Below are 16,279 nucleotides of genomic sequence, written 5' to 3' on the forward strand. Positions count from 1 at the left end.
GCCCAAGCTATCTGATTAGCGACAGGGGGCGGGCAGACGTAGGTTTGCCCGCCCCCTGCATATTGAAAGGACCCTTCTATGGGCAAAGCACTCAAGCGCTGGTGGCCGCTCTTTATGCTGCCCACGTGCCTGGCGTTTATGATCGGGTTCGTGATCCCTTTTATCCAGGGCTTCTATCTCTCGTTCTGCCAGTTTATTACCATTAACAACGCGCACTTTGTCGGTATCGCGAACTACGTGCGCGCGCTGTCCGATCCGCAGTTTGCCACGTCGTTCTTCTTTACCGTGGCGTTTGCCTTCCTGTCGACGGTGCTCATCAACGTGATCGCCCTGGCAATTGCGCAGGCGCTCACCCGCAAGGCGCTCAAAGGCACCAACATCTTCCGTACGATCTTCTTTATGCCTAACCTGATCGGCGGCATCGTGCTGGGCTACATCTGGCAGATCTTGATCAACTGCCTGCTCTCCAACATCGGCGCCCAGCTCATCGCCCTTAACTCTGCTGCTGGCTTCTGGGGCCTTATCATCCTGACCCTGTGGCAGCAGGTCGGCTACATGATGATCATCTACATCGCCGGTCTGCAGTCCATTCCGTCCGACTACATCGAGGCCGCCAAGGTTGACGGTGCCACGGCATGGCAGACGTTCTGGAAGGTTAAGATCCCCAATCTGATGCCGACGATTACCATCTGCCTGTTCCTGTCCATCACCAACGGCTTTAAGCTGTTCGACCAGAACCTCGCCCTTACCGGCGGCGCCCCTGCGCACTCCACCGAGATGCTCGCCCTGAACATCTACAACACGTTCTATTCGCGTGCCGGTATCGCATGGCAGGGCATCGGTCAGGCCAAGGCGGTTATCTTCTGCATCCTGGTCGTAGCCATCTCCATGATTCAGCTTAAGGCCACGAGGTCCAAGGAGGTGCAGCAGTAATGAAACGCGATAAGGTTATCAACCGCGCGCTCTCGATTTTCTTTACGATCCTGTCGCTCGCGTGGATCTACCCCGTGTTCATGATTGCGCTCAATTCCTTTAAAAAGGGAACTGCAATCAGCACCACCACGGCATTCGATTTGCTCACGCCCGAGACGTTCAACGGTCTCGCAAACTACGTGCACGCTCTTAACGAGCAAGGCTTTGCCTCGGCGTTTATGTACTCGCTCATCATCACGGTCACGTCGGTCGTGCTGATCTTGGTGTGCTGCTCCATGTGCGCTTGGTACGTGGTGCGCGTCAACAGCAAGATCTCGAACTTCTTCTATTACCTGTTCGTGTTCTCGATGGTCGTACCGTTCCAGATGCTCATGTTCACGCTGTCCAATTTGGCGGACCGCATCGGCTTTAACACGCCGTTCAACATCTGCTTTATCTATCTGGGCTTTGGCGCGGGCCTGGCGGTCTTTATGTTCGCCGGCTTTGTAAAGAACATCCCGCTCGAGATCGAGGAGGCGGCCATGATCGACGGCTGCAACCCGGTCCAGGTGTTCTTTAAGATCGTCCTTCCCATCATGAAGCCCACCTATCTTTCGGTCGGCATTCTCGAGACCATGTGGGTCTGGAACGACTACCTGCTGCCCTACCTCACCCTCGACTCCACCAAGTACAAGACCATTCCTATCTTGATCCAGTACTTCCGCGGCGGCTATGGCCACGTCGAGCTCGGCCCCATGATGGCCTGCATCATGATGGTCGTTATCCCCATCGTCATCATGTACATCCTCTGCCAGAAGTACATCATCGACGGCGTGGTGGCAGGTGCCGTCAAGGGCTGATGCCGTAACTGTTTTGCAAGTTTCTGCGGCGCCCCTCAGCGCGGCGCCGCACATCGAAAGGTAAAGACATGGCCGAGATCGTTCTCAAACATGTTCAGAAGGTGTATCCCAACACCGAGTCCAAAAAGAAGGGCTTCTTTGGCAAAAAGAAGAAGACCGAGGAGAAGAAGCATAACCTTAAGGTTACCGAGGATGGCGTGCTCGCTGTAGAGGACTTCAACCTCACCGTTCACGACCAGGAGTTCGTCGTTCTCGTTGGTCCCTCTGGCTGCGGTAAGTCCACGACGATGCGCATGGTTGCCGGCCTGGAGGACATTACCTCGGGCGATGTGCTCATCGACGGCAAGCGCGTCAACGACGTGGCGCCCAAGGACCGCGACATCGCCATGGTGTTCCAGAGCTACGCTCTGTACCCCAACATGACGGTGTACGAGAACATGGCGTTTACGCTTGAGCTCAAGAAGGTCCCCAAAGACGAGATCGACCGCAAGGTTCGCTCCGCTGCCGAGATCTTGGGTATCACCGAGTACCTCGACCGCAAGCCTAAGGCGCTCTCGGGCGGCCAGCGCCAGCGCGTCGCCATCGGCCGCGCCATCGTGCGTGACCCCAAGGTCTTCCTGATGGACGAGCCGCTGTCCAACCTGGATGCCAAGCTTCGTAACCAGATGCGTGCCGAGCTCATCAAGCTGCGCCACGAGATCAAGGGTACGTTCATCTATGTTACTCACGACCAGACCGAAGCCATGACCCTCGGCGACCGTATCGTGGTCATGAAGGACGGCGTTGTCCAGCAGATCGCCACGCCGCAGGAGGTCTTCAACCATCCCGCGAACATCTTCGTCGCCGGCTTCATCGGCGTGCCGCAGATGAACTTCTTCGATGCCCAGCTGGTGCGCTCGGGCGACGGCTTTACCGTCAAGACCGAGGATATGAACGTGGCACTCGCCCCCGAGACTTGCGCTCAGCTTGCCCTCAACTGGGATGGCGGCGACGTGAAGGAGATTACGGCCGGCGTGCGCCCCGAGCAGATTCTGCTTGCCGACAAGGACGAGGAGGGTGCGCTCCAGGGCACCGTCGAGGTGACCGAGCTCATGGGTTCGACCGAGCATGTCCACGTGACCGCTCCCGATGGCCAGTTCGTCCTGATTATCCCCGTCGTCGACCTCGAGGCCAAGGGTGCGCTCAAGGCTGGCGACACCATCTGGTTCAAGTTCGAGAAGAACGCGACCCATCTCTTCGATAAGGTGTCTGGCAAGAACCTTATCTAGGCCCGGTGCATCCAGGCCCTCCCTTTGGGCGACTGCGGTATTGCCATCCTTTTGCCGCGGTCACATATAAGACTCCCCTCCCGTCCACTGGGCGAGAGGGGAGCCTTTCTTTGTGTTGGGACCGTTCGTCTGTCAGTTTGTCTCAATCTGTAACAGGAGGAGGGCCAAATTGGGTCTAGATGTTACAGATTGAGACAGCATCGAGCTGCCTATCCTTTCATCTCGATCTGTAACACGGGAGGCTGATTTCGGCAGCTACCTGTTACAGAACGAGATTGTTTGGTCGAGACAAATCACGGGCCGGCGTATCGGCACAAAAAGCGGAGCCGCGTTGCCGCGACTCCGCTTTCAAGAGGATGGGTAAAGGAAACGAAATTAGCTCAGGTGCCAAATCTCGTCGTTGTACTGGGAGATCGTGCGGTCAGACGAGAAGGTGCCGGCGTTGGCGATGTTGATCAGCGCCTTGCGCATCCAGGCATCCTGGTCCTCGTAGTCCGCCAGCACGCGCTCCTTAGTCTGGATGTACTCCTCAATGTCGAGCAGGGCCATAAACCAGTCCTTGCCCTTGATATCGTCGTGCAGGCGCTGCAGACGCTCGGCGTTGCCGGTCGCCATAAAGGCAGGGTTAGTGATAAAGTCCACCAGCAGCTTGATACCGGGCTTGCGGTAGAGTGCGCCGGCGTTATAGCTGCCGTCGGCGTAGAGCTGCTCGACCTGCTTGGATGAGGCACCAAAGGTGTAGATGTTCTCGTCGCCCACGAGCTCGGCGATTTCGACATTGGCGCCGTCGAGCGTGCACAGGGTTAAAGCACCGTTGAGCATGAACTTCATGTTGGAGGTGCCGCTCGCCTCCTTGGAGGCCAAGCTGATCTGCTCGGAGATATCGGCGGCGGGGATCACACGCTCGGCAGCAGTGACGTTGTAGTTCTCGATCATGACAACCTGCAGGTAGGGGGCCACATCGGGATCGTTTGCGATCCACTGCGACAGCGTCAGAATCAGATGGATGATGTCCTGGGCGATGGTGTAGGCAGGCGCTGCCTTGCCGCCAAAGATGATGGTGACGGGATGCTTAGGTCTGTTGCCGTTCTTGATGTCGAGATACTTCCAGATGATGTAGAGCGCGAGCATCTGCTGGCGCTTGTACTCGTGGATGCGCTTGACCTGGACGTCGATGATGGCGTTGGAGGGAATGGTCACGTCCTGCTCGAGCGCCATGAACTGGCGCATGATGGTCTTGGCCTCGGCCTTGGTGGCGGCCAGGCGCTCAAGAACATCCTTGTCGTTAGCGAATTCGGCGAGCTTGCTCAGGTCGCCGGTGCTGCGCCAATCGGTGCCGATCACATCGTCGAGCAGGCTGGCAAGCGCAGGGTTGGCTCCCTGGATCCAACGGCGGAAGGTGATGCCGTTGGTCTTGTTGGAGAACTTCTCGGGATAGATCTCGTAGAACGGGTGAAGCTCGGTGTCCTCCAGAATCTTGGTGTGGAGTGCGGCGACGCCATTGATGGAGAAGCCAAAGTGAATGTCCACGTGGGCCATGTGGACGGTGTCGTGCTCGTCGATAATGGCGACGCGCGGGTCGTCGTGCTCGGCCTTGGCAACCTCGTCGAGCCTGACGATGATGTCGGCGATGGTGGGCGAGACCTTCTGCAGGCTGGCGAGCGGCCACTTCTCGAGCGCCTCGGCAAGGATTGTGTGGTTGGTGTAGGCGACCATGGAGCGCACGATGGCAACGGCCTCGTCAAACTCGATGTCGTGCTCGGTGGTGAGCAGGCGGATGAGCTCGGGAATGACCATGGTGGGGTGCGTGTCGTTGATCTGGACCACGGCGTAGTCGGCCAGATCGTGCAGGTTGCTGCCGCGCTCGACGGCCTCGTCGATCAGGAGCTGGGCGGCGTTGCTCACCATGAAGTACTCCTGGTAGATGCGAAGCAGGCGGCCCTGCTCATCGGAATCATCCGGATAGAGGAACAAGGTGAGGTTCTTGGCGACCTTCGTCTTGTCGAAGTCGATGGAGCTGCCGGGGACCAGGCCGTCGTCGACACTTGCCAGGTCAAACAGACGCAGGCGGTTCTTGGTGGGCTGGTCGTAACCGGGCACATCGATGTTGACGAGCTTGGAGGTAACGGCAAAATCGCCAAACTCGACGGTGTAGGAGCGGTCGTCATCGATCAGGATGTCCTGCTCGCTAAGCCACTCGTCGGGGACGGCCTTTTGCTGGTTGTCGGTAAAACGCTGACGGAACAGACCGTAATGGTAATTGAGGCCCACACCGTCGCCGGTAAGGCCCAGCGTGGCAATGGAATCCAGGAAGCACGCGGCCAGACGGCCCAGGCCGCCGTTGCCCAGCGACGGTTCGACCTCAAACTCCTCAATCTTGTTGAGGTCGTGGCCCGCGGCGGTGAGCTGGTCCTTAACCTCGCCATAGATACCGAGGTCGATCATGTTGTTGATCAGCAGCTTGCCAATCAAAAACTCAGCAGAGATGTAATAGAGCTTTTTCTTGCCATTGTTGAGCGGGCAGGCGGCGGAGCGCTCCTGCACGAGCTTGACCAGCAGCTTATAAATACGACGGTCATCGAGCTGCTCGAGCGAGGTGCCAAAGGACTGCTCGGCAAGAGCCGCAAGATTGATACGGGGCATGTTTCCTCCTGTGGTGAGTTGACGACATGTCAGATATTCAAAAGAAGCCCGCGCGAGGGGATTGGAGTGGCCTCGCGCGGGAAAAGCGGTCGCGTCCGCACGGTGGGGTGGGGTCGGGCGCGGTGGCTCCTATTGGGGAAGCTCGATTTCGGCTTCCGATGGGATGCGGAAGTAGGTTTCGGTCCAGTCGGTGAGCTTGTGCTCGAGCTCGCGGGTGATGGCGCCATCGAGCATGCGCCAGGTCCAGTTGCCGCCCAGGGTGGCGGGAGTGTTGATGCGTGCCTCGTTGCCCAGATTGAGCAGGTCCTGCATGGTGTAGATGCAGGTATCGCTCACGCTGGCGGCGATGGTGCGGTTGAGCGCATCGGCCATGGGCTCGCCCGCCTGCTGGTGGGTGTACAGGGCCGCCTGCTCGCGCTGACGCGGGGTGGCCGTTCCCTCATACCAACCGCGTGCCGTTTCGTTGTCATGTGTTCCGACGTAGGCGACGGTGTTGGCGATGTAGTTGTGCGGCAGGTAGTACGAGTTGGTGCCCTCAAAGGCAAACTGCAGGATCTTCATTCCAGGGAAGCCCGTGGTGTCGCGCATGTCGATGACGCCGGGGGTAAGAAAGCCCAGGTCTTCGGCAATGATGGGAAGCGTGCCGAGCTTTTCCTCGAGCACCTTGAAGAGCTTGAGGCCGGGTCCCTGCGTCCACGAACCATATGACGAATCGGGAGAGGAGAACGGCACCTCCCAAAATGCCTCGAAACCGCGGAAGTGATCCAGGCGGATGATGTCGTACATGTCGAGGGCGGCGCGAATGCGGCCCTCCCACCAGGAGAAGCCGTCGGACTCCATGGCGTCCCAGTCGTAGATGGGATTGCCCCAGTACTGGCCGGTGGCCGAGAACTGGTCGGGCGGCGTGCCAGCGACGCTCACGGGATTGCCGGCGGTGTCGATCTTAAAGAGCTCGGGCGTGGCCCACATCTCGACGGAGTCGCGCGAGACGTAGATGGGCAGGTCGCCGATGATCAGGATGTCGCGCTCGTTGGCATAGGCCTTGAGGCGGCTCCACTGGCGATCGAAGAAGTACTGCGTCATTTGGTGGTAAAGCATGCGCTCGGGATGGGCGGCGCAGACCTTGCTGGATGCATCGCCGCGACGGCGGAGTTCCTCGGGCCACTCCCAAAAGGCCTTGAGCCCGCACTCCTCCTTCACGGTCATAAACTCGCAGTAGGGAATGAGCCAGTTCTCGTTTGCCTGGATAAAGTCGTCGAAATCGGCCGGCTTGTCGGCAGCAAAGCGCTCAGCGGCTCGATCGAGAATCTGACGGCGGCCAGCAAAGATGGCGCCGTAGTCGACGTTGCTGGGATCGGAGCCCAGGTACACGCCGTCGATATCGCACTGCTCCAGATAGCCGGCCTCGATAAGCTCGGCAAAGTCAATGAAGTTAGGGTTGCCCGCGCGGGCCGAGAACGACTGATAGGGCGAATCGCCATAGCTGGTCGTCGTAAGGGGCAGAATCTGCCAATAATGTTGTTTGCACGAGGCGAGGAAATCGACAAAGTCGTAGGCATTCCAGCCAAAGCCGCCGATTCCGTATGGTCCGGGCAGAGATGAGACGGGCATGAGGACGCCGCTTGCACGCTCCATGAATGCGCTCACCAACCTTCTTGTTGTGGGGTCGGCCTGCCGATGGGTGTGCAGTCCGCCTCCGATGTTCTGATTCGATATGCCTATTGTAAAACATGTTGTTTAAACATGTACAGGCAAGATATAAAAGTTGGTCGATTTTCGGCGAATGGTTACATGCCGTGAAAAAGCCCCGACCTCACAACGTGAGATCGGGGCAAGAGCGGTATGTAGGTTTTTGCTACTCAGCGTCGGCGAAGCCGTTGGGATTGTGGCTCTGCCAGTTCCAGCTATCGCGGCACATGTCCGCGATGTCGTACTGGGCCTTCCAGCCCATCATGCGCTCGGCCTTGGAGGCATCGCACCAGTTGGCGGCGATATCGCCGGCACGGCGCTCGCGAATCACGTAGGGCAGCTCCTTGCCGCAGGCCTTGGAGAAGGCGGCGACGACCTCGAGCACCGAGGTGCCGGTGCCGGTGCCCAGGTTGAAGATCTCAACGCCGGTCTTGCCGTTCATCCAGTTGAGGGCGGCAACGTGGCCCGAGGCCAGGTCGCAAACGTGGATATAGTCGCGCACGCCCGTGCCGTCGGGAGTGGGGTAGTCATTGCCAAAGACCTGAACGGCCTCGAGCTTGCCCACGGCAACCTGCGCGACATAGGGCACCAGGTTGTTGGGGATACCCTTGGGGTCCTCGCCGATCAGGCCCGACGGATGGGCGCCGATGGGATTGAAGTAGCGGAGCAGCACGACGTCCCACTCGGGGTCGGCGGTGTGAACGTCCATAAGGATCTGCTCGATCATCCACTTGGTCCAGCCATAGGGGTTGGTTGCGGGCTTCTTGGGGTCTTCCTCGGTGACAGGCGGGTTGTCCGGGTCGCCGTAGACGGTCGAGGAGCTCGAGAAGATGATGGACTTGCAGCCATGGTTGCGCATGACGTCGATGAGCACCAGGGTGTTTTCGATGTTGTTGTGGTAGTACTCGACGGGCTTGGTCACCGACTCGCCGACGGCCTTAAAGCCGGCGAAGTGGATGACGCGGTCGATCTGATGGGTGTCGAAGATCTTGTTCATGGCCTCGCGGTCGAGCACGTTGGCCTCGTAGAAGGTGAGGTTCTTGGCGGCCTCTTCGCCCACGATGGTCTTGACGCGGTCGACGGCGACGGCGCTGGAGTTGGAGAGGTCGTCGACGATGACGACCTGGTAGCCGCCCTCGAGCAGCTGAACGACGGTGTGCGAGCCGATAAAGCCGGCGCCGCCGGTTACGAGGACGCAGGTGTCTTTGGGGTCGAGTGCTTTGGACATGTAGTCTCCTATCGAATCAGGAACACTTCTTGAGGGGAGTATAGCGCAGGCAGGGGCACCCAAAACGTGCAGGGCAGGAAAAGCAGATGAGCATGCTAACGTACTCATGGAAATGTTTGGCGTGGGCGTAACCTTGACTTTGACGTTTGCATACGAGCCGCCGACCATACGGTTTGCTGCCGTTCGTGGAAATCGTTGGGATGCGCCGGATGTACGCTAATATGTATGAGTTGAGCGACATATAAATAAACATGTAACGGAGTAGATATGTCACCAAACAGCGATTCCATCCTTTCCCAGGAGCTTTCGCGTCGCACTGCCCTCAAGGCCCTGTTCGGCGCAGCTTCTGTAGCCGTTCTTTTTGGTTTGCCCGCTCGCGCCCATGCTGCGGAGGCCACCAAGGAAACCACCGACAAGCTCAATGCGGCCCAGGCTCAGCTTGACGAGGTCCAGGCCCAGCTCGACAGCATCGCAAATGAATACGCGGCGCTGGCCAACAAGAACGCCCAGACCCTCAACGATATCGAGGGCGTACAGGGCCAGATTGACAGCACGCAGGCGCAGATTGACGAAAAGAAGGCCGAGCTCAAAAAGAAGCGCGACGATCTTTCCGATCGCGTTTCCGCCAGCTATAAGTCGGGCGGCACCAACGTCCTGTCGCTGCTGCTCGCCTCGGGTTCGTTTGAGGAGCTCGTCGCCAATGCGCACTATGTTGAGAAGATCAACAAGAGCGACCGCGACGCCATCGAGGAAATTCAGACCATCCAGGAAGAGCTCGATGCGCAAAAGACCGAGCTTGAGTCGCAGAAGGCCGACTTAGAGAAGCTCAAGGACCAGCAGACTGCCCAGATGCAGGATATGCAGGCCAAGCAGCAAGAGGTCCAGACCGTGCTGAGCGGTCTTTCCGACGACGTCAAGGAGCTCATGGCTCAGCGCGATTCAGAGATTCTTGCTGCCGCCCAGGCCGAGGAGGCTGCCAAGAAGGCCGCCGCTGCTGCCGCGGCCGCCGCGAACAAGAACAATTCCTACTCGGGTGGTTCGAGCTCGGGTGGTGGATCGTATGCGCCCGGAACTCCGCAGCAGAATGCCGGCTCGGGCAAGCAGCAGGCCGTCGTCAACGCGTGCTACTCCACGCCTTCGCCGGGTCAGAACTGGTGCGCGGCGTGGGTTACCAATGTCTTCCGTAACGCCGGCGTTGGCTACTTTGGCGGTAACGCGTGCGATATGTTTAACGCCTGGTGCTATAGCTCCGACCGCTCGGCGCTGCAGGTGGGCATGATTGTTGCCGACTCATCGCATAGCGGTACCGGCATACCGGGCCTGATCTATGGCCACGTGGGCATCTACGTTGGCGGCGGCATCGTTATGAGTAACGAGGGCGCCATCACGTCGAGGTCGCTTGACTCGTTCATTGGGTTCTACGGCACTGGCTCTGGCGTGCGCTGGGGCTGGCTCGGCGGTATTGCGCTGTCGTAACTGCGGCTTGAAGCTGGTTGGTCCGGGACTGCGGGCGAGGCATAAGGTTGCCTGCTCTACAGTCCTGCGCAAGACGAAGGCCACATTAAGTGGCCTTCTTTGCGTGCGGAACTCGCGACCAACCTTATGCCTCGCCCGCAGTCCCGGACCTTCCGGGTTCAAAGCGCGACACACCGGACTGGTTGTCTGATATAAAGATGGCGAAGGCCCCTTTCGGGGCCTTCTTTTTAAATAAAATTATCGACTCCGTGGACTTCGGTTTTGGAATTTGGAGCCGACGGCTCATCAAAGTGGAAAATGAAATATAACCTAGCTGCAATAATCGCCTTGTTGCGAACTCGAACTGATCATGTAGATTTAAAATAGTCGCAATATACAATTGTCGTGTGGTGCGTTGGGTTGGAGCTGCTGCGGGTCCTATATGGATTGCGGTCTTGCGCCCCGATGTTCAAACAGGTTTCTCTCTAGACGGGAAGTTGCTCATGGACACCATATATGACGGAGACGACTGGGTCGATCATTATAGTTGGCGACTAGTCGGCTCGGATGACAATGGGGATGTGGTGTTTGATGGACTATGTCCAAAGCATCTCCATCCTTTTGTCTCGTCGTTAATTGAGAGTTCCGCTCGTGTTGCCCCCTACAGCTCGGCGTCGCTTCATGATACGGACGTTTTGAAGACCATAAAGGAATCAATTGACGAGGGCACGATGAGTAGCTTGCTGTTTTCTCGGCTTGTGGGGCTAGATGAGATTGGCTCGAAACGACTGCTTGCGGGCGAAAAGGTGGAACTCACTTATCGGTCGATGATTTCAATCCTGCGGATGGCCGATGTTCTTCGCAAATAAATGAAAACGGGACAAGTGAGCTACATCACTTGTCCCGTTATTAATTAAAGTGGACCGCGGCGAGCGGGCTATAAAAATTCGCCTACTCGGTGGACTTCGGGTTGTAGGTCTACTCCGAATTGGTCCTTGACGGTTGCCTGGATGTGGCGGATGAGTTCGTCGACGTCGGCGGCGGTGGCGTGGTCGGCGTTGACGATGAAGCCGCAGTGTTTTTCGCTCACCTGCGCGCCGCCGACAGCATGGCCGCGCAGGCCGGCATCCATGATGAGCTTGCCGGCAAAGTAGCCCTCGGGGCGCTTGAAGGTGGAGCCGGCGCTCGGCATGTCGAGCGGCTGCTTGTCCTCGCGGCGCTGGCGGTAGTCGTCCATGTCGACCTTGATCATCGCGGCGTTGCCCGGGGCGAGATTGAAGGTGGCCGAAAGCACGATGAAGCCGTCGTCAGCGATGCGGCTCTTGCGATAGCCCAGGTTAAGCTCATCGACATCGAACTCGATGATGCTGCCGCTGCCGCGGGTGCCGTCGTCGAGCATGCGGGCGGGCTTGTAGACGCGCACAGACTCCAGTACATCGGCCATGCAGGCGCCATAGGCGCCGGCGTTCATGTAGCAGGCGCCGCCGACCGATCCGGGGATACCCGAGATGGGCTCCATGCCGGTGAGACCGGCCTCGGCTGCCGCCGCGGCGACATCGGAAAGCAAGGCGCCGGCTGCCGCCGTGACGTGCGTGCCGTCGACCGTAATGTCGGAGAGGCCCTCGCCCAGCGCCACGACGACGCCGCGTATGCCCTTGTCACCGACGAGCAAGTCGGAGCCGTTGCCCACGATGGTGAGGGGCAGATCGCAGCGATAGCAGGTATCGAGCGTGGCGACGAGGCCCTGCTCGGTGTCGGGCGTGACAAAGACGTCGGCCGGGCCGCCGATCTTAAACGTGGTGTGCTCGCGCATGGGCTCGCTCATCAACACGTTGTCCTCGCCGGCGACACCGGCGAGCGCGCAGAGCAGGTCCTCGTTAAAAAAGTCATTCTCGTGCATACGAATATCCGCCTTATGGTGGTCGTTTTCATCAATCGAATGCAATATACCCCACCCGGATGGATTTGGTGCAAAGTAACCTGACCCCAATGCATCACATGGTGCAAAGGGGCCAGGTTACTTTGCACCAATCACGGCGATAAAACAGCCGTCTACCGGATTGGTAAAGTGTTTATCATCGAGGTAGAGGGACGGTCGCTATACTTTCAAGAGATTGCGCGAATACTCGGAAGGAGCGAGATGGGCAACAAAGTTACTCTCAAGCAGATTGCCCAGGAGGTGGGGCTTTCCCCCTCGTCGGTCTCGCTTGTTCTCAATAATCGGCCCTGTCGCATCTCGGAAGAAAACCGCAAGCTCATCAAGGAGGTCGCGGCGCGCAACCACTATGTTCCTAACCAGATTGCGCGTAGCCTGGTCATGCGCGAGTCGCGCACGCTGGGCCTTATCGTTCCCAACATCGAGAGCCGATTTTTTGCCTCGCTCGCCGGCAGCCTGGAAAAGCGCTGCCGTGAGGACGGCTACGCGCTCTTTATTACCAGCTCGGGCGGAAGCGCCGAGGACGATCTGGAGCTCCTGCGCCAGCTGGTGACGCGCGGCGTCGACGGCGTCTTTCTGGTGGTGGGTGACGAGTTCTCCGACGACCGCGCCCTGCGCGAAGAAGTCAGCCATCTGCCCATCCCGGCGGTAATGGTCGACCGTGCCATTGAGGGACTCGAGTGCGATAAGGTGATGTTCGACCACGAGATGGGTGGCTATATGGCTACCCGCCATCTGATCGAGCAGGGTCACCGTCGCATTGCCTGCTTGGTTAATGCTCGCCGTTCCAATACGGGTCGCAAACGTCTTGCCGGCTACGAGCGTGCGCTGCGCGAGGTCGGCCTGCCGATCGATGCGCGTTTGGAGTTTGAGAGCGAGTACTACATCCCGAGTGCCTACGAGGCCTCGGAGGCGGTGCTCGCAACCGATGCCACCGCCGTGTTCGCAAGCTCGGACAACATTGCCCTCGGTTTGCTCAAGCGCCTGCACGAGATGGGGAAGAGCATTCCGGGCGATATCTCGGTGGTGAGCTATGACAACTCGGCTGCCGACGTTCTCTTTGAGCCGGCACTGACCGCGATCGAACAGGATCCGGGTGTCCTCGCGGAGCATGCTTTTAGCTGTATGTCCAAGCGTCTTGCCGGCAGGGGCGGCAGGCGTGCCGAAGAGGTCGTTCTGGAGCCGGCGCTTATCGTCAAGGGCAGCGTGCTCAAGGTTACAAAACACAACTAAACGCGTTTATCGATTTGTATATCAGGAATATGAAGAACTTGTGACAAATAATGTCGCAGGTCAATGTCTGGTTTTGTCAGGCTAATGGCGAACCTGAATGATAAAACGTTTTTTCATACTGATAAAACGTTTTAGCAAATATACTTGTCCCAACGAAAGGTCGCCATATCGGAGGGTGACCATGCAGCGAAGGGACATAAACAATGGCTAAAACTCTGGGAACGCCATGGCAAAAGCTGGGACACGAGGTGCCGGCTTCCGAGCTCGAGGGCGTCGATCTGTATTGGCGCGCATCGAATTACCTGTCCGTCGGCCAGATCTACCTTCGCTCCAACCCGCTGATGCGCACCGACTTTGTCGATGAGAAAACCGGTGAGGTGCGCGACTTTGGTCGCCCGGACGTTAAGCACCGCCTGGTCGGTCACTGGGGCACCACGCCCGGCATCAACTTTCTGTTCGGCCACGTCAACCGCCTTATTGCCGACCACAACCAGAACGTCATTTTCCTGATGGGCCCGGGCCACGGTGGTCCTGCCGGCACCGCCCAGTCGCTGCTCGATGGCACCTACCGTGAGATCCGCCCCGACATCACCAATGACGAGGCCGGCCTGCAGAAGTTCTTCCGCCAGTTTTCCTACCCCGGTGGCATCCCGAGCCACTTTGCGCCCGAGACGCCTGGCTCCATCCACGAGGGCGGCGAGCTCGGCTACACGCTCAGCCACGCCTACGGCGCCGTCATGGACAACCCGAGCCTGCTGGCCGTGGCCGTGGTGGGCGACGGCGAGTCCGAGACCGGTCCGCTTGCGACTTCTTGGCAGTCCAACAAACTCGTGAACCCGGCAACCGACGGTATCGTCCTGCCGATCCTGCACCTCAACGGCTACAAGATCGCCAACCCCACCATCCTCGCCCGTGTGTCCGACGAAGAGCTCACCAAGTTCTTTGAGGGCATGGGCTATAAGCCGCACTTCTTTGTCGCGGGCTTTGACGATGAGAGTCATGCAAGCATTCATGCGCGTTTTGCCGCCCTGTTCGAGCAGGTCTTCGATGAGATCTGCGATATCAAGGCCACCGCTATGGCCCAGGCCGCCGCGGGCGAGACCGTGGTTCGCCCGGCCTATCCCATGATCGTGTTCCGTACGCCCAAGGGCTGGACTTGTCCCAAGCACATCGATGGCAAGAAGACCGAGGACTCCTGGCGCGCCCATCAGGTGCCGCTGGCGAGTGCCAAGGACACCCACGAGCACTTCCGCGTGCTGCGCGAGTGGCTGCGTTCCTACAAGCCCGAGGAGCTCTTTACGCCTGAGGGCCAGGTGCGCCCCGAGGTGACGGCCTTTATGCCGACCGGCGAGCTGCGCATCGGCGCCAACCCCAATGCAAACGGCGGCAAGGTGCGCCGCGAGCTCGAGCTGCCCGATATCCACGCCCACGAGATCCCCGTCGCAAGCAAGGGTCACGGCTGGGGCTCCACCGAGGCCGCCCGCGTCTTTGGCGAGTACACTGCCGACGTTCTGGCCAAGAACATGGACGATTTCCGCATCTTCGGTCCCGACGAGACCGCGTCCAACCGCCTGCAGGCTGCCTACAAGGTGACCAAGAAGCAGTGGGACGCCGGCTTCTACGAGGACGATGCCAACGACGAGCTGCTGGCCGGTTCCGGTAAGGTTGTCGAGCAGCTGTCCGAGCACCAGTGCGAGGGCTTCCTCGAGGCCTACGTGCTCACCGGCCGCTCGGGTGTGTGGAGCTCCTACGAGAGCTTTGTCCACGTGGTCGATTCCATGGTCAACCAGCACTGCAAATGGCTCGAGGCCACCAAGCGCGAGATTCCGTGGCGTGCTCCCATCAGCGGTCTCAACATTTTGCTGTCGAGCCATGTCTGGCGCCAGGACCACAACGGCTTCTCGCACCAGGACCCCGGCTTTATTGATCTGCTGCTCAACAAGGCCAACGACACGCATATCGTGAATGCCTACTATCCGGCCGACGCCAACATGGCGCTTGCCGTTGCCGAGCGCGTCTACCAGTCCACCGACTGCGTCAACGCCATCTTCTGTGGCAAGCAGCCTGCCCCCACCTTCCAGACGGTCGACGAGGCCAAGTCCGAGCTCGCCGAGGGCGTAGCGACCTGGGAGTGGGCATCAACTGCCGACTCGCTCGTCGAGGCCGACGTCGTGGTCGCCACGTGCGGTGACGTGCCGACGCTCGAGGCTCTGGCCGCAACCGACATGCTGCGCGAGCTGGGCATTAAGGTGTGGTTCGTCAACGTGGTCGACCTGCTCAAGATCCAGAACGTCTGCGAGAACGACCAGGCCATCAGCGATGAGCGCTGGGCTGAGCTGTTCGGTCGCGGCGAGAAGCCCGTGCTCTTCGCATTCCACGCCTATGCCGGCACGATTCGCCGCCTGATCTGGAACCGCCCCGGCCACGACGCCTTCCGCGTCCACGGCTACGAGGAGAAGGGCTCCACGACCACGCCGTTCGACATGCTGCGCCTGAACAACATGGACCGCTGGGCCCTGGCCGCCGACGTGCTGCGCATGGTCGACGCCGACAAGTTTGCAGAGCAGATTGACGAGTGGGAGGCATTCCGCACCGAGGCCTTTGAGTTCGCGTGCAACGAGGGCTTCGATCACCCGGCCTTCACTGACTGGGTCTGGCCCGACGCTGCGGCTGCAACTGCCGCCGACGGCACGCTCTCCGCAACCCAAATGACCGCAGGCGACAACGAGTAACTTAGTTACGCGGTTTTACCAAACCGCGTAATGGCTCGACGCTGCGCGGGTTCCAGGCACCCCGTCTCGCCGTTCAAACCGTCGCTCGCGTACAAGAAGTACGCGTCGCTCCTCTTTCGCGGCGACCTGGGGCACCTGGAACTCGCTCGCTGACTTTTGCGCAACCAGCGGTGAGCGATTGCTCGGGGAGCGCATTGCTGGATGGTCTCGCGCTGGGGCCGCCTCCGGGCGGGTTGCCTTGCTCCGGGAAGTGGGCTTCGCGAACTTCCCGGAGCAAGGCCACCCCGCCGGGCAAGGCCCTCTCGACCGTTTCGATATGCGGG

Annotated in this window: 11 protein-coding genes; 7 read left to right on the forward strand and 4 right to left on the reverse strand. The window is 59.4% G+C overall.

What is annotated here, in order from left to right; translation table 11 throughout:
• Positions 1-78: 78 nt before the first annotated feature.
• The 3 genes from AAAX73_RS07200 to ugpC all read left to right on the forward strand — a co-directional run bounded on the left by AAAX73_RS07200 (position 79) and on the right by ugpC (position 3,040).
• The gene (locus AAAX73_RS07200; protein ID WP_349125507.1) at positions 79-933 is read left to right on the forward strand and encodes a sugar ABC transporter permease; all 855 of its coding nucleotides are present in this window, start codon (positions 79-81) and stop codon (positions 931-933) included.
• Positions 933-1,772 (forward strand): carbohydrate ABC transporter permease, encoded by an 840-nt coding sequence (locus tag AAAX73_RS07205; protein ID WP_342996925.1) that lies wholly within the window; start codon positions 933-935, stop codon positions 1,770-1,772. The genes AAAX73_RS07200 and AAAX73_RS07205 overlap by 1 nt, the downstream gene beginning before the upstream one ends.
• Before the next feature lie 68 nt (positions 1,773-1,840).
• Complete coding sequence (gene ugpC / locus AAAX73_RS07210) at positions 1,841-3,040, forward strand: sn-glycerol-3-phosphate ABC transporter ATP-binding protein UgpC (RefSeq protein ID WP_117746802.1); 1,200 nt, start codon at positions 1,841-1,843, stop codon at positions 3,038-3,040.
• 375 nt (positions 3,041-3,415) lie between these two features.
• Here the strand turns inward: ugpC and AAAX73_RS07215 are convergent, their stop codons facing one another.
• From AAAX73_RS07215 to galE, 3 genes are all read right to left on the reverse strand, one after another.
• A complete protein-coding gene (locus tag AAAX73_RS07215) occupies positions 3,416-5,683 on the reverse strand; it encodes a glycogen/starch/alpha-glucan phosphorylase (RefSeq protein WP_349125508.1) in 2,268 nt (755 codons plus the stop codon).
• Positions 5,684-5,812: 129 nt separating this feature from the next.
• Positions 5,813-7,330 (reverse strand): 4-alpha-glucanotransferase, encoded by a 1,518-nt coding sequence (gene malQ / locus AAAX73_RS07220; protein ID WP_349125509.1) that lies wholly within the window; start codon positions 7,328-7,330, stop codon positions 5,813-5,815.
• Positions 7,331-7,538: 208 nt separating this feature from the next.
• A complete protein-coding gene (galE, locus tag AAAX73_RS07225; RefSeq protein ID WP_117786009.1) occupies positions 7,539-8,600 on the reverse strand; it encodes a UDP-glucose 4-epimerase GalE in 1,062 nt (353 codons plus the stop codon).
• 267 nt (positions 8,601-8,867) lie between these two features.
• Here galE and AAAX73_RS07230 point away from each other — a divergent pair, with 267 nt between their 5' ends.
• Positions 8,868-10,076, forward strand: coding sequence for a hypothetical protein (locus AAAX73_RS07230; protein WP_349125510.1), 1,209 nt, complete (start codon positions 8,868-8,870; stop codon positions 10,074-10,076).
• Between the two features lie 482 nt (positions 10,077-10,558).
• Positions 10,559-10,924 (forward strand): hypothetical protein, encoded by a 366-nt coding sequence (locus tag AAAX73_RS07235; protein WP_147350683.1) that lies wholly within the window; start codon positions 10,559-10,561, stop codon positions 10,922-10,924.
• 68 nt (positions 10,925-10,992) lie between these two features.
• Here the strand turns inward: AAAX73_RS07235 and murB are convergent, their stop codons facing one another.
• Entirely contained in the window at positions 10,993-11,955 is a 963-nt protein-coding gene (murB, locus tag AAAX73_RS07240; protein ID WP_349125511.1) for a UDP-N-acetylmuramate dehydrogenase, read from the reverse strand.
• Between the two features lie 240 nt (positions 11,956-12,195).
• Here murB and AAAX73_RS07245 point away from each other — a divergent pair, with 240 nt between their 5' ends.
• On the forward strand, positions 12,196-13,224 hold the full coding sequence (locus AAAX73_RS07245) for a LacI family DNA-binding transcriptional regulator (RefSeq protein ID WP_349125512.1): 1,029 nt from the start codon (positions 12,196-12,198) through the stop codon (positions 13,222-13,224).
• Between the two features lie 203 nt (positions 13,225-13,427).
• A complete protein-coding gene (locus AAAX73_RS07250) occupies positions 13,428-15,956 on the forward strand; it encodes a phosphoketolase family protein (protein ID WP_349125513.1) in 2,529 nt (842 codons plus the stop codon).
• Positions 15,957-16,279 lie beyond the last annotated feature (323 nt).

Origin of the sequence: Collinsella sp. CLA-ER-H9 (assembly GCF_040092295.1) — a bacterium.
Classification (GTDB): domain Bacteria; phylum Actinomycetota; class Coriobacteriia; order Coriobacteriales; family Coriobacteriaceae; genus Collinsella.

What these genes read in the sequence shown, in the direction of transcription:
- murB (WP_349125511.1), bottom strand. Translation starts at nt 11,955, where the DNA reads ATGCACGAGAATGACTTTTTTAACGAGGACCTGCTCTGCGCGCTCGCC.
- AAAX73_RS07215 (WP_349125508.1), bottom strand. Translation starts at nt 5,683, where the DNA reads ATGCCCCGTATCAATCTTGCGGCTCTTGCCGAGCAGTCCTTTGGCACC.
- galE (WP_117786009.1), bottom strand. Translation starts at nt 8,600, where the DNA reads ATGTCCAAAGCACTCGACCCCAAAGACACCTGCGTCCTCGTAACCGGC.
- AAAX73_RS07250 (WP_349125513.1), top strand. Translation starts at nt 13,428, where the DNA reads ATGGCTAAAACTCTGGGAACGCCATGGCAAAAGCTGGGACACGAGGTG.
- AAAX73_RS07200 (WP_349125507.1), top strand. Translation starts at nt 79, where the DNA reads ATGGGCAAAGCACTCAAGCGCTGGTGGCCGCTCTTTATGCTGCCCACG.
- AAAX73_RS07230 (WP_349125510.1), top strand. Translation starts at nt 8,868, where the DNA reads ATGTCACCAAACAGCGATTCCATCCTTTCCCAGGAGCTTTCGCGTCGC.
- AAAX73_RS07245 (WP_349125512.1), top strand. Translation starts at nt 12,196, where the DNA reads ATGGGCAACAAAGTTACTCTCAAGCAGATTGCCCAGGAGGTGGGGCTT.
- ugpC (WP_117746802.1), top strand. Translation starts at nt 1,841, where the DNA reads ATGGCCGAGATCGTTCTCAAACATGTTCAGAAGGTGTATCCCAACACC.
- AAAX73_RS07235 (WP_147350683.1), top strand. Translation starts at nt 10,559, where the DNA reads ATGGACACCATATATGACGGAGACGACTGGGTCGATCATTATAGTTGG.
- AAAX73_RS07205 (WP_342996925.1), top strand. Translation starts at nt 933, where the DNA reads ATGAAACGCGATAAGGTTATCAACCGCGCGCTCTCGATTTTCTTTACG.